Genomic DNA, 12698 nt, shown 5'->3' with positions numbered 1-12698 from the left:
AAGGAGGAAACAATTATGGTAAGCGAGACATGCGTAATAAAAAACCCTACAGGACTTCATCTGAGGCCGGCGGGATTTCTCTGCAAGGAATCAATGAAGTTTAAGTCTTCCATTCATTTTCAGTATAAAACTACAACCGCCAATGCAAAAAGCGTGCTGAGTATTCTGGGCGCCTGTGTGAAATCCGGCGATGAAATCACATTTACATGTGAAGGAGTGGATGAAAAGGAAGCTTTGGCTGCTGTTTTAGAAGCAGTAAACAGTGGATTGGGAGAATAATATGGATGTTTATGTAATATGCTTTCTGGCCTCCTTTTTATTTGCCAGAGCAGGCCATTATTATCTGTCAGGTTTTGTGCTGATTCTGGCTGCAGTTTATTTGTATTGGTATGATTATAAGCGTTCTGGAAATATAATTCATCTGCGAGGCGTATTTTCATTTTTCTGGGTGTTTGGGCAGGCGTTAGCCTGCCTGAAGCTCAGCCATCTGCAGACAGATTGGAGCCTGATTACCTGGCTTTGTTTTTTTATTGCATTGACAGCCTTTTGGCTGACCTTTCAGCTGCTGGAGATGAAGTTTGGATCTCCGGAAGGGTTTCGCACCCGTTTTTATGGGTTAAGAGATTACTCTGGCCCTGTTTTTCAAGTCATGTCAGCTTTGACAGCAGTTTCTCTGGCCGCTTTTTTACTGGAGGCCTATATTCTTGGATTTGTGCCGTTTCTGGTCAGAGGTGTTCCCCACGCTTATTCTACATTTCATATTACAGGAGTTCATTATCTGACGGTTTCCTGCGTTTTGGTGCCGGCCTTGTCTGTGCTGTACTTTCATTTAGATTATAAAACAAAAAGCATTGGAAGAACGGCGGCTGTGATTATGGACGTTATTGCCTTTGCCATTCCTGTGCTTTGCGTTTCCAGATTTCAGCTGATTCTGGCTGTTATGCTGGCTGTTTTCACATATATTTTATGTAAAAAGGATTTTTCGCCTTTATATGCAATAGGGGCGGTGGCGGCAATACTTCCTGTATATTTAATTCTTACAGTGGCAAGAAGTCACGACGTAGAATATTTAAACGGCATTTTTGAAATGAAAAACAGCCATATGCCGATTTTTATTACTCAGCCTTATATGTATATTGCAAATAATTATGATAATTTTAACTGTTTAGTGGAAAATCTTCAGGGCTTTGCCTGGGGGATGAAGTCTTTATTTCCCTTATGGGCTTTAACAGGGCTGAAATTTCTGGCGCCCTGGCTGGTAAATTATCCTATTATTGTTAATAAAGAGGAGCTTACTACCTTAACTTTGTTTTATGATTCATATTACGATTTCGGGGTAATAGGCGTTTTCGTATTTGCCTGTATGCTGGGAGCCGCCGCATATTTTGTGGCTGAAAGGATACCAAAGATCAGAAATCCTGTGGGATACTTATTTTACGCTCAGATTGTGGTATATTTTATGTTTTCATTTTTTACCACCTGGTTTTCCAACCCTGCTACCTGGTTTTATTTTGCAGTAACAGGAATTATTTTTTTCTATTGTTCATGGAAAAATTAGGTGCTATACTGTTGGATAGATATTTGACTGAGGAGGAAAATGACATGTTGATTTCAGAAAAAATGCAGCCTATGATTAAAAATAATTCAGCCATTAGGGCTATGTTTGAGGAAGGAAAAAAGATGGCGGCTATATACGGGGCGGAAAATGTATATGATTTCAGCCTTGGAAATCCTAATGTTCCGGCGCCTGAGTGTGTAAAACAGGCCATTGTAGACATTTTAAATGAAGAAGATCCAGTAATGGTTCACGGATATATGAGCAATACAGGTTTTGAGGATGTGCGCAGGGCCATTGCGGACAATTTAAACAAAAGGTTTGGCACAACATTTTCCCAGGACAATTTAATTATGACTGTGGGAGCTGCCAGCGGAATTAACGTGGTTTTAAAGACAATTTTAAATCCTGGAGATGAAGTCCTTACATTTGCCCCATTTTTTGTAGAATATGGCTCTTATGTAAGAAATTACGACGGAAATTTAGTAATAGTAAGCCCTAACACCGTAGATTTTCAGCCGAATCTGAAGGAATTTGAGGAAAAGATTACAGAGAAAACAAAGGCTGTAATTATTAATACTCCCAACAATCCAACGGGAGTTGTATATTCTCAGGAAACAATAGAGGCGCTGGCTTCCATATTGGAGAAAAAGTCAGCACAGCTTGGCACAGATATTGTACTGATTTCTGACGAGCCATACAGAGAGCTGGCTTATGACGGGGTAAAGGTGCCTTTTATTACAAAGTTTTATAAAAATACTATTATTGTATATTCCTACAGCAAATCCTTGTCTCTGGCAGGGGAGCGTATTGGATACATTGTGATTCCTGATGAGATGACAGACAGCAAGGACGTTTACACAGCGGCTTCCATTGCAAACCGGGTAATGGGAAGTGTAAATGCTCCGTCCCTGATTCAGAGAGCTGTGATGCGCTGTGTGGACGCTACTACTGATATTTCTATTTATGATAAAAACAGAAACCTTTTATATAATAGTCTGAAAGAATACGGATATGAATGTATTAAGCCGGAGGGAGCTTTCTACTTATTCGTAAAGATTATGGGAGATGACGAAGCCGGATTCTGCGAGATCTGCAAGAAGCATCACATTCTGGTAGTGCCGGGCAGCTCTTTCTTCTGCCCAGGCTACGTGCGGATTTCATACTGTGTAACTTATGAGCAGATAGAGCGGTCTCTGCCGGCTTTCCAGGCTGTTGCGCAGGAATTTTTAAAGTAATTGGATCGGCTGAAACAACAGAAGAAGAGGTGACATGAATGGGATTATGGAAAAATAATATTAGAAAAGTAGAGCCTTACGTACCTGGGGAGCAGCCAAAGGGAGATCACTTAATCAAATTAAATACAAATGAAAATCCCTATCCCCCCTGTCCGGGAGTAAAAAAGGCTTTGGAGAATATAAATTCTGAAGATTTCCGCAAATATCCGGACCCTGCCTGCAGCATTTTAACAGAAGAACTGGCAGAATATTTTCATCTGGAAAATGACCAGGTATTTGTGGGGGTAGGTTCAGATGATGTTCTGGCTACTGCGTTTATGACCTTTTTTAACAGTCCTAAGCCGGTTCTGTTTCCTGATATCAGCTATTCCTTCTATAAGGTATGGGCTGAGCTGTTTCGGATTCCATACGAAACGCCCCAGTTAGACAGCAATTTTTCTATTGTTCCTGAAGATTATTTCAGGGAAAACGGAGGCATTATTTTTCCTAACCCTAATGCGCCTACAGGACTTTTTATGCCTTTAGACAAGGTAGAGGAAATTATCAGCCGCAATCCTGATGTAGTAGTCATTGTGGATGAAGCATATATTGATTTTGGAGGGGATTCTGCTGTAAGCTTAATCAGCCGTTATCCTAATCTTTTAGTAGTTCAGACTTTCAGCAAGTCCAGATCTATGGCGGGCATGAGAATCGGCTACGCCCTAGGCTCCTCTTTACTGATTCAGGCCATGAATGACGTAAAATATTCCTATAATTCTTATACTATGAATATGCCGTCTTTGATTTTAGGCGCAGAAGCTGTAAAGGATGAAGAATATTTTCAGGATACAGTGCAGAAAATTATAGAAACAAGGGAGGAAGCCAAGAAAGAACTGAAACGTCTGGGATTTTCCTTCCCTGATTCTATGGCTAACTTTATTTTTGCAGCTCATAAGTCATGTCCGGCCAGAGAGCTGTTTCAGGCTTTAAAGAAAAAGTCTATTTACGTCAGGTATTTTAATGCTCCCCGCCTGGACAATTATTTAAGAATTACAGTAGGCACAAAAGAGGAAATGAAGGCGTTGTTTCAGTTCCTGGAGGAATATTTAAATAAGTAATAGATTCCTGTTAAGATAAGGCAGGTGATATGATGGAAGGGATTAAAAAATATGCCAGAATTCTGCTGAATATTATAATACCTTTAGTTGGTATTTGGCTGGCTGTATTTTGGCTGCCCAGGCTTTTGAGATATTTTTTGCCTTTTGTTATCGGATGGATTCTGGCAATGATGGCCAATCCTCTTGTGCGTTTTCTGGAAAAACGAGTGAAAATAGTGCGGCGCCACGGTTCCATGATTATTGTTGTAGCCGCTTTGGCTGCAGTAATCGGACTGCTTTATGTGATTATAGCTTGTCTGGCCAGGGAGATTGTTTCCTTTGTAGGCGATCTGCCTGCTTTATATGAAAGTGTATCGGCCAATTTAAAAGAGGCCTTTGGCAATTTTCAGCACATGTTTTTAAAGCTGTCCCCTGAGACTCAGGCCAGCCTGAGTCAGGTGGGAAATAATATTGGGGAATATTTAAATGTGATGATACAAAAGGCCGCCAGCCCTACAGTGTCTGCGGCAGGCCATGTGGCCAAGGGAATCCCCAACGCCATGGTAAATGCCATTGTTATGGTTTTGTCCTCTTATTTTTTTATTGTAGAAAGGGACAGGATTGTGGCGGTTATTGTTTCTGTTGTGCCTGACAGCTGGGTCAGATATTTTGGATTTTTAAAAGGCAATGTGAGAAAGCTGATTGGCGGATATTTTTTGGCGCAATTCAGGATTATGTTTGTAGTGGCTGGAATTTTAGCAGCAGGCTTTCTTGTGCTGCAGGTAAAATACGGACTGCTGTGGGCAGTGCTGATTGCCATATTAGATTTCCTGCCTATTTTCGGCACAGGCACTGTTTTATTTCCATGGGCTGCAGTTAAGCTGTTTTCCGGGGAATATGCCTTTGCGGCAGGATTAATCCTGCTTTATATTTTGACCCAGGTAGTAAGACAGATTATTCAGCCTAAAATTGTAGGGGACGTTATGGGAATGCCTCCGTTGCTGACCTTATTATTTTTATATATTGGATTCCGGGTGTCAGGCATTGGGGGAATGATTCTGGCAGTTCCAGTAGGAATGTTTATTTTGAATCTATATGAGTTCGGCACATTTGATGATCTGATTAAAAACATAAAAACCCTGGCGGATGAAATCAATAAATTCCGAAAAGAGGATAAAAGCTAATAAAAGGAGAAATTTAGGGGAAAAGACATAAAGGGAAAGTGTACTGGTATGAAACTGGAAAATAATTTAGATACAGATAATATGAAAGAGCTGGTGTGGAGGCTTGCAGTGCCTTCCATGCTGGCTCAATTTGTGAGCGTATTTTATAGTATTGTAGACCGTATGTATATTGGCAATATTCCTCAGGTGGGAGAGCTGGCTTTAGCAGGAGTGGGAGTCTGCGGGCCTATTGTAACACTCCTTACAGCCGCCGCGTTTTTGGTGGGAATTGGAGGAGCGCCTTTAATGAGCATTCGTCTGGGACAGAAAAACCAGAAAGGCGCTGAGGACGTGCTGGCCAACTGTTTTATGATGCTGTTGGTAATTTCTCTGGTATTTACAGTGATTCCGTTACTTATGAAGGAAAAGCTTTTAATGTGGTTTGGAGCCAGCCAGGCAACATATGCTTACGCTGACAGCTATATTACCATATATTTGCTGGGCACGGCCTTTGCCTTAATGTCCACGGGAATGAATCAATTTGTGGTGTGTCAGGGCTTTGCCAAAACAGCTATGAAGTCTGTAATGCTTGGGGCAGTAAGCAATATAGCCCTGGACCCTGTTTTTATATTTGGGCTGAATATGGGAGTGCAGGGAGCCGCCCTGGCTACAGTACTGTCTCAGATTGCATCCTGCGCCTATGTGCTTATTTTTTTATTTGGGAAAAAGGTGCCTGTAAAAATCACCTTTGGCAGATATCAGTGGCGGATTATGAAACAGGTTTTAATGCTGGGCATGTCCTATTTTCTGATTATTGCATTTGATAATATTCTGATTATTTCCCTGAATGCAGTGATTCAGAAATATGGGGGAGAGGGGCAGGGAGATATGCTTCTTACCTGTACCACAATTGTGCAAAGCTTTATGCTGATGATCACAATGCCCTTGGGGGGAATCACTACAGGAACCCAGACGATTCTAGGATATAATTTTGGCGCCAAACGGCCGGACAGAATTATGAAGGCAGAGAAATATATTGTATCTATGGCCTTAGGCTTTACAGCTATTATGTTTTTAGCAGCCCAGCTGCTGCCAAATCTGTTTGTAATGATATTTACAAGAGATCATGAGTATGTGTCTCTTACAGTGAGAGCCATTAGGATTTACACAATCGGCGTGATTCCCCTGGCAGTTCAGTACACCATTGTAGACGGATTTACAGGCATGGGAATTTCAAAAGTGGCTCTTTCTCTGTCTGCTTTCAGAAAAGCCGTATTCTTTGCATGTGTGTTTACCATTCCTGCGGTAATGGGAATTGAGCACGTATTTTTCACAGAGCCGGCCTGCGATATTTTAGGCACCATTGTGTCGGTTATTACATATGTGCTGCTGTTTAAAAAAATTGCTTGTCAGGGAGCGTGAGAAGCCTGATTTTAGGCAGATAATTTCTTGTCCCCACTGGGAAATTATGCTAAAATAAATGAAAAACTACAGAGCAGAGGTTTAGGAAGATGGATAAGGTGCAAAAGAACCTGGAGTCAGAGGGAAGGTTAAACTTAGAACAATATGTCAGCGTTTCACTTGTAGATGTGGTGACAGAAAAAATACGAAGCAACATTTACAGCGGTAAATATTTGCCGGGGCAAAGGCTTGTTGTAAGGGAGATTTCAGAAGAGCTGGGTGTCAGTCATACTCCGGTAAAGGACGCCTTAAACCGTTTGGTATCTGAAGGCTATGTAGTGGCTCTGCCCAGAAGAAGTATGGTAGTCAGAGAGTATTCTAATATTGAATTTATAGATAATTATGATCAAAGATTAATGATAGAGCTGTATTATGCAGAGGAGATTATAAAACGGGGGAAGGCGGACAGTTCCATTATCAGCGATATGGAAAAATATTACGGAGAAATGGAAGACTTTCTTCATAGAGACGGGGAGCTGGCAGGCCTTACATGGGTAAATTGTGAGACAAAGCTTCACCGCCGTTATATGGAGGGCTGCAGCAACCAAAGAATATACGATTTGTACTGTAAGCTGGACACCAATAAATCCAGCTATATGATGTACTTAAATAATAACAAGCTGCCTTTAAGCCTGGAGTTTTTGAAAAAAAATAATGAGGAGCATAAGGCTTTAATAGAAGCCATTAAAAGCGGGGACGCCAGACAGTTTGGACAGGTAGTTGCCGCCCATCTGGTCAGGTCCTGCGCAGTATATGCCATTGACCAGATTTCCACCAGACGATTCCAGCAGATGAAAGAAAATGCAGAAAGATTTATTGGAAGCCTGGATGAGCAAAAATCATAAAAATAAAATATAAAGAAGAGATAGTTTTTAATAAATAGTTAGAGACTGTCTCTTTTTTTTGTTCATAGAAAATTAGGCCTTTATAAATGGAGAAAAATGCTTGTATTGTGAGAGATACATAAAAATATGATGAAATTTGTAATATTATTTGTATAGTATTTTAAATTTACCTAAAAATTTTTAAGATAATATTGACGGAGTATGACGGATGTGATACTATTAGGTTGCTGAAGAAATATTTATAGGCAAAAAATATAAAAGTGAAAACCGGTTTCACAGGCAGCTGATTATTAGGAGAAGATTAAAAAGCTAAAGGAGAAGTAAGTATGAAAAAAAGTATTACGTCAATTATGGTAGCGGCAGCAATGGCATTTAGTCTTACTGCATGTGGAGGCGGTACTTCAGACGCGCCTTCAGGAGAAAAAAGCAATACAGCGGTTGGAGAAAGTGGGGATGTTAAGGCCCAGGGGAAATACACATTAAATATCGGCTCTGCCATGAGCGCCACCAATCCCTCCAGCATTGCCCTGCAAAGCTTTAAAGAGGCAGTGGAGGAGAGGACAAACGGGGAATTAGTAGTAAATATTTATACAGATTCCGCTTTAGGAGGAGAGGCAGATTTATTAGAGCAGGTTACTTCAGGCACTGTAGAAGGTATGATGCAGATGGGAGCGGCCAACTGGGAACCTTACAACTCAGAGGTAAATGTAGCCCTGCTGCCGTTTTTATTTACTTCTTTAGACAGTGCAAGAGAAGCCTGGGCCGGAGAGTTCGGTCAGGAATTTTGTGAAAAGCTGCTTGAGCCTACAGGGGTTACTATATTATCTGTATGGGAGGCAGGATACCGCCACATGACAAATAATATTAGACCTATTAATGAGCCGGGGGATTTGGCAGGCATTAAATTCAGGACAAATGAAAACAGCATGAAGGTAAAAATGTATGAGGCTGTAAACGGCTCTGCAGTAATTATGGCGTTTTCTGATGTATATACAGGTCTGCAGAATAAGACGATTGACGGGCAGGAGAATCCTCTGGCCAATATTTACACCTCTTCACTCCAGGATGTTCAGAAATATTTATCCTTAACAGGACATATGTATGACGCTGCTCCGCTTGCTGTAAATACAGCCTGGTTTCAGTCTTTGCCGGAAGAGTACCAGACAATTTTAAAAGAAGAAGCAGAAAATGCCAGAGCCATTGATCTTCAGGAAAATGATGAATCAATTTACTTAAATCTTTTAAAAGAAGCAGGCATGGAGGTTAATGATGTGGATAAGGAGGCTTTCCAGGAAGCTATGCAAAGCGTGTGGGAGGAATTTGCTTCTCAGTATGACGACGGACAGTACTGGATTGATCTGGCCACTTCTTTTAATAAATAGGAGGTAATTTATGATAGTAAAAATAGCGGACAAAATTAAATTTATTCTCAGAAGTTTAAGCTGTATTACTATCTGTACACTTGTAATTGTTACAGGACTGCAGGTGGTGAACCGATATGTATTTCACAAGTCCTTTACCTGGGTAGAAGAGCTGGGGGGAATGGCCATGGTGTATATTACTTACTTTGGAGCTGCAATGGCAACGATTAATAACAGTAATACCCGGATTGACTTTTTCATACATAAGCTGCCCAGACCTTTATGCCAGGCCTTTGAAATTCTGGATGATTGTATTTGTATTGGATTTTTAGGCGTAATCAGCTGTTTATCATGGAAATTGGCGGGAAGTAATATGAACGCCTTATCAGCCGCCATGAAAATCCCCCTGGCTGTAAATTATATAGGTATTTTGCTGGGGTGTATATTGATGATAGGATTTTATTTTATTCACTTATGGGTAGATATTCAGAAATGTAAAGGCTTGGACATGAGCAGTATAGAGGAGGCGCTGAATAGATAATGAGTACTGGTCTGATTATATTATTTGTAGTTTTAGGAATCTGTTTATTAATTGGCGTTCCCGTAGGCTTTTCTATTGGAATCAGCTGTATGTCTCTTTTGCTGGTAAATGGCTATCCGCCTTTAGAGATTGTAGTTCAGAGAGCTGCCAGCGGCGCCAGGTCCTTTAATATGATGGCTATGCCTATGTTCATATTTGCCGGATCATTAATGGTTTACGGAAGCACGCCCAGGCTTATGCGGTTCGCCAATATGCTGCTGCGGAAAATGCCGGGAGGTTTGGGAGCTACAGCCTTGGCTGCATGTGGATTTTTTGGAGCCGTATCTGGTTCAGGTGTTGCCAGCGCGGCGGCCATAGGAAAAATTATAGGTCCTGAGATGCTGGAGCAGAAATATCCAAGAGGCTTAACTGTAGGCTTAATTGCCGCAGGAGGCACTATGGCCTGCATTATTCCCCCAAGTATTATTATGGTTGTTTACGCCTCCTCCTCAGGAGCCGCAGTGGGAGATATGTTTTTAAGCGGTTTTATTCCAGGGCTTCTCTGTATTCTCTGCCTGATTGGCTTAAATACTTTTTTTGCAATAAAAAGAGGGAATAAAGAGAAGGTGGAAGTAATTACATATACGCCACAGGAAAGACTGAAAATTACTTTGGACGCCATTCTTCCTCTCTTGATGCCGATTTTAATTCTGGGAGGCGTGTTTGCAGGCATTTGCACAGCTACAGAGGCTTCCGTAGTAGCTGTTATTTACTCCTTTATACTGGCCGTGTTTGTTTATAAAGAGCTGACCTTTAAAGAATTTTATAAGGTGGCGGCGGACAGTGTGGTAAATACAGGCTGTATTATGCTGATTATGTCTATGGCGACTCCCTTTGGCTGGATTATGTCTATACAAAACGTGCCCACGCTGTTTGCAGACCGGCTTTTATCTGTTACGTCCAGCAGATTTTTAATATTTGCTTTAATGTTCCTTTTGCTGATGCTGTTAGGAACCTTTATGGAAACTGTATGTATTATTATTCTGGTAACTCCTATCCTTTTGCCGATTGCTCAAAGCTTGGGAATGGGAACCGTACATTTTGGCGTGGCTATGCTTATGGCATTAATGGTAGGCTCTTTAACGCCTCCTCTTTCAGTTAATTTATTTACGGCCTGCCGGGTTTTAAATGTGCGGTATGACGAGGCCTTTCCAGATACGCTGTGGGTAATACTCACTGTAACCTTCTGCGCCTTGCTTACCTTTATATTTCCGGGAATCACAGAGTTTATACCGTCCATTTTAAAATAGACTTAAAATACAGGAGACATCATATGGATAGAAATTTAGAGGAAAAATTGCAGGATTTAATAAGAGTAAGTCATAAGGCCTATGAAAAAGGATTTACAGGAGGCAGCGGAGGAAACGTAAGTATACGTTATGGGGAGAAATTTTATATTTCCTGTACAGGAACCTTTTTAGGAAGCTTAGTTGAAGAGGACTTTACATGTATAGATATGGATGGAACTGTTGTCAAAGGTGGAAGGCCTTCTAAAGAGTTTATCATGCATTTAGAATGTTATAAAAAAAGGCCGGATATTCAGTGCATTTTTCATCTTCATCCTCTTTACAGCATTGCGGCTACCTGCAGACAGGAAATCGACTATTCCTGCGGCCTGCCTGTGTATACGCCAGGGTATGCTTTGCGGGTAAATAAGATTCCTGTTATTCCTTATTTTATGCCGGGAAGTTTAAAGCTGGCTCAGGAAGTGGCCCGGCTTCTGGAAAATCAAAACTGCGTGCTCTTAAAAAATCACGGAGTGGTGGCAGTGGGAAGGGAGCCGGAGGCTGTATTTGGCATTGCGGAGGAAATAGAGGAAAACGCTCATATTACAATGATTTTAGGAAATGGCGGCTATCCTATGACCCAGGAACAGATTCAGGAAATCAGAGACGCCGGAGGAATCTATGGGAAATAAAGACTTACTATTAGGAATTGATATAGGAACAACAGGAACAAAATGTTCTGTATATGATTTCTCAGGCAATAAAGTAGCTTCTGCATATAGAGAATATCCTATGCTTCACCCCAGAGAAAACTGGACGGAGCAGGAGCCTTTACAGTGGTGGAAGGCAGTGCAGAGAAACCTGAAGGAAATTTTTCAAAACCAGGGAATTGAAAACACCCGGATTGCAGTTGTGGGGATCAGCAGCACAAACGCCATAGTGTTTGTAGATAAAGAGGGAACGCCTTTATATAATGCCATTAGTCTCCACGACCAGAGAAGTGGGGAGCAGGTAAAATGGCTGAAGGAAAATATAGGGGAGGAGGTTGTGCGCCGCTCCGCCAAAAACCGCATTGCCAACGGCTCCTTCTGCCTTCCTAATGTCAGGTGGATGATTGAAAATCGTCCTGACATAGTGAAAAAATCATATAAGGTTTTAGTTCCCTGCGGATATTTAATACAGAAATTAACAGGAGAATTTTCCATTAACAGGTCCAGGATGAGTCTGACCTTAATGTCCAATATATATACAGGGCAGTGGGAAACTGAGATTGTTAAAAAAACAGGTCTGCCTTTAAGACTGTTGCCAAAACCTTACCATTCTACAGATATTGTAGGAGGGGTGACAAAAAAAGCGGCGCAGCTGACAGGACTTTTACCGGGGACTCCTGTTACTGCCGGGGTAATTGATACAGTGGCCGCCACTATAGGAGCGGGAGCTGTGCAGAAAGGGGATTTCGCCCTTACTATAGGAAGCAGCGGAAGGCTGTGCTGCATTTCCTCGCAGCCTTTTCAAGATCAGCGGCTTTTGAATATATATGGGGCGTTTCCCGGCCAATACATTGGGGTGCAATCTACAAATAATGCAGGTGTATCTTTAAGATGGTTCAGGGATGTTTTTGGAAAGGCAGTGGCAGATGAGGCCGCCGCTGCAGGAAAAGATTTATATACTTATTTAAATATAGAGGCCGCCAAAGCCCCTGTAGGAGCCGGGGGCACCATATGGCTGCCCTACCTTGCCGGAGAACAAAGTCCTATATGGAATCCGGAGGCAAGGGGAGTGTTCTTCAACATTGGCCTGGGAACGAATTACAGCTCTTTTGTAAGAGCTGTGCTGGAGGGAGTTGCATTCTCCCAGAGAGATTGTCTGGATGTAGTACTTTCCAATTCCCTAAAGCCGGACATTATTCCTCTGGGGGGAGGAGCGGCCAACAGTCCCCTGTGGTGCCAGATTTTTGCTGATGTTTTAAACATTCCTGTAAGCAGTCTGACGTCCAATGAAACAGAAACTCTGGGGGACATTATAATTGCCGCTCAGGCGGTGGGAATAAAGGAAATTCCTTTAGACTTCGGAAAGAAGCTGGCAAAAACAGGCTGCGTCTTTCATCCCATTGCAGAACACGCCGCTGTATATGATAAGCAATTTAAGAAATATAAGGAACTATATAAAACATTAAAGCCGCTGTTTTAAAGG

General features: G+C 41.7%; 12 protein-coding genes. All 12 read left to right on the top strand.

Annotation, left to right across the window (positions count from 1 at the left end; genetic code table 11):
- Positions 1 to 15 precede the first annotated feature (15 nt).
- The 12 genes from C1A07_RS04430 to C1A07_RS04375 all read left to right on the top strand — a co-directional run bounded on the left by C1A07_RS04430 (position 16) and on the right by C1A07_RS04375 (position 12695).
- A complete protein-coding gene (locus C1A07_RS04430; RefSeq protein WP_101876033.1) occupies positions 16 to 279 on the top strand; it encodes an HPr family phosphocarrier protein in 264 nt (87 codons plus the stop codon).
- A gap of 1 nt (position 280) precedes the next feature.
- The gene (locus tag C1A07_RS04425; RefSeq protein ID WP_101876032.1) at positions 281 to 1558 is read left to right on the top strand and encodes an O-antigen polymerase; all 1278 of its coding nucleotides are present in this window, start codon (positions 281 to 283) and stop codon (positions 1556 to 1558) included.
- A 47-nt stretch (positions 1559 to 1605) separates the two neighbouring features.
- Positions 1606 to 2793: a pyridoxal phosphate-dependent aminotransferase gene (locus C1A07_RS04420; RefSeq protein ID WP_101878039.1), complete on the top strand. Its 1188-nt coding sequence runs from the start codon at positions 1606 to 1608 to the stop codon at positions 2791 to 2793.
- A 38-nt stretch (positions 2794 to 2831) separates the two neighbouring features.
- Positions 2832 to 3890 (top strand): histidinol-phosphate transaminase, encoded by a 1059-nt coding sequence (gene hisC / locus C1A07_RS04415; RefSeq protein ID WP_101876031.1) that lies wholly within the window; start codon positions 2832 to 2834, stop codon positions 3888 to 3890.
- 29 nt (positions 3891 to 3919) lie between these two features.
- Positions 3920 to 5053, top strand: a complete 1134-nt coding sequence (gene ytvI / locus C1A07_RS04410; RefSeq protein ID WP_180952176.1) for a sporulation integral membrane protein YtvI — start codon at positions 3920 to 3922, stop codon at positions 5051 to 5053.
- A gap of 48 nt (positions 5054 to 5101) precedes the next feature.
- Positions 5102 to 6454, top strand: coding sequence for an MATE family efflux transporter (locus C1A07_RS04405; protein ID WP_101876029.1), 1353 nt, complete (start codon positions 5102 to 5104; stop codon positions 6452 to 6454).
- A gap of 89 nt (positions 6455 to 6543) precedes the next feature.
- Positions 6544 to 7338 (top strand): GntR family transcriptional regulator, encoded by a 795-nt coding sequence (locus C1A07_RS04400; RefSeq protein ID WP_101876028.1) that lies wholly within the window; start codon positions 6544 to 6546, stop codon positions 7336 to 7338.
- A 326-nt stretch (positions 7339 to 7664) separates the two neighbouring features.
- Positions 7665 to 8720, top strand: coding sequence for a DctP family TRAP transporter solute-binding subunit (locus tag C1A07_RS04395; protein ID WP_101876027.1), 1056 nt, complete (start codon positions 7665 to 7667; stop codon positions 8718 to 8720).
- Between the two features lie 10 nt (positions 8721 to 8730).
- Positions 8731 to 9240 (top strand): TRAP transporter small permease, encoded by a 510-nt coding sequence (locus C1A07_RS04390; RefSeq protein WP_101876026.1) that lies wholly within the window; start codon positions 8731 to 8733, stop codon positions 9238 to 9240.
- A complete protein-coding gene (locus tag C1A07_RS04385) occupies positions 9240 to 10529 on the top strand; it encodes a TRAP transporter large permease (RefSeq protein WP_101876025.1) in 1290 nt (429 codons plus the stop codon). The genes C1A07_RS04390 and C1A07_RS04385 overlap by 1 nt, the downstream gene beginning before the upstream one ends.
- 23 nt (positions 10530 to 10552) lie before the next feature.
- Complete coding sequence (locus C1A07_RS04380) at positions 10553 to 11197, top strand: class II aldolase/adducin family protein (RefSeq protein WP_101876024.1); 645 nt, start codon at positions 10553 to 10555, stop codon at positions 11195 to 11197.
- Complete coding sequence (locus C1A07_RS04375) at positions 11187 to 12695, top strand: xylulokinase (RefSeq protein ID WP_101876023.1); 1509 nt, start codon at positions 11187 to 11189, stop codon at positions 12693 to 12695. The genes C1A07_RS04380 and C1A07_RS04375 overlap by 11 nt, the downstream gene beginning before the upstream one ends.
- Positions 12696 to 12698 lie beyond the last annotated feature (3 nt).

It is taken from the genome of Lachnoclostridium edouardi (assembly GCF_900240245.1).
Classification (GTDB): domain Bacteria; phylum Bacillota; class Clostridia; order Lachnospirales; family Lachnospiraceae; genus Lachnoclostridium_A; species Lachnoclostridium_A edouardi.
This window is presented reverse-complemented; position numbering and strand designations above follow the sequence as displayed.

Coding starts and splice junctions, on each gene's coding strand:
- C1A07_RS04430 (WP_101876033.1), top strand. CDS start 16: ATGGTAAGCGAGACATGCGTAATAAAAAACCCTACAGGACTTCATCTG.
- C1A07_RS04425 (WP_101876032.1), top strand. CDS start 281: ATGGATGTTTATGTAATATGCTTTCTGGCCTCCTTTTTATTTGCCAGA.
- hisC (WP_101876031.1), top strand. CDS start 2,832: ATGGGATTATGGAAAAATAATATTAGAAAAGTAGAGCCTTACGTACCT.
- ytvI (WP_180952176.1), top strand. CDS start 3,920: ATGATGGAAGGGATTAAAAAATATGCCAGAATTCTGCTGAATATTATA.
- C1A07_RS04405 (WP_101876029.1), top strand. CDS start 5,102: ATGAAACTGGAAAATAATTTAGATACAGATAATATGAAAGAGCTGGTG.
- C1A07_RS04400 (WP_101876028.1), top strand. CDS start 6,544: ATGGATAAGGTGCAAAAGAACCTGGAGTCAGAGGGAAGGTTAAACTTA.
- C1A07_RS04395 (WP_101876027.1), top strand. CDS start 7,665: ATGAAAAAAAGTATTACGTCAATTATGGTAGCGGCAGCAATGGCATTT.
- C1A07_RS04390 (WP_101876026.1), top strand. CDS start 8,731: ATGATAGTAAAAATAGCGGACAAAATTAAATTTATTCTCAGAAGTTTA.
- C1A07_RS04385 (WP_101876025.1), top strand. CDS start 9,240: ATGAGTACTGGTCTGATTATATTATTTGTAGTTTTAGGAATCTGTTTA.
- C1A07_RS04380 (WP_101876024.1), top strand. CDS start 10,553: ATGGATAGAAATTTAGAGGAAAAATTGCAGGATTTAATAAGAGTAAGT.
- C1A07_RS04375 (WP_101876023.1), top strand. CDS start 11,187: ATGGGAAATAAAGACTTACTATTAGGAATTGATATAGGAACAACAGGA.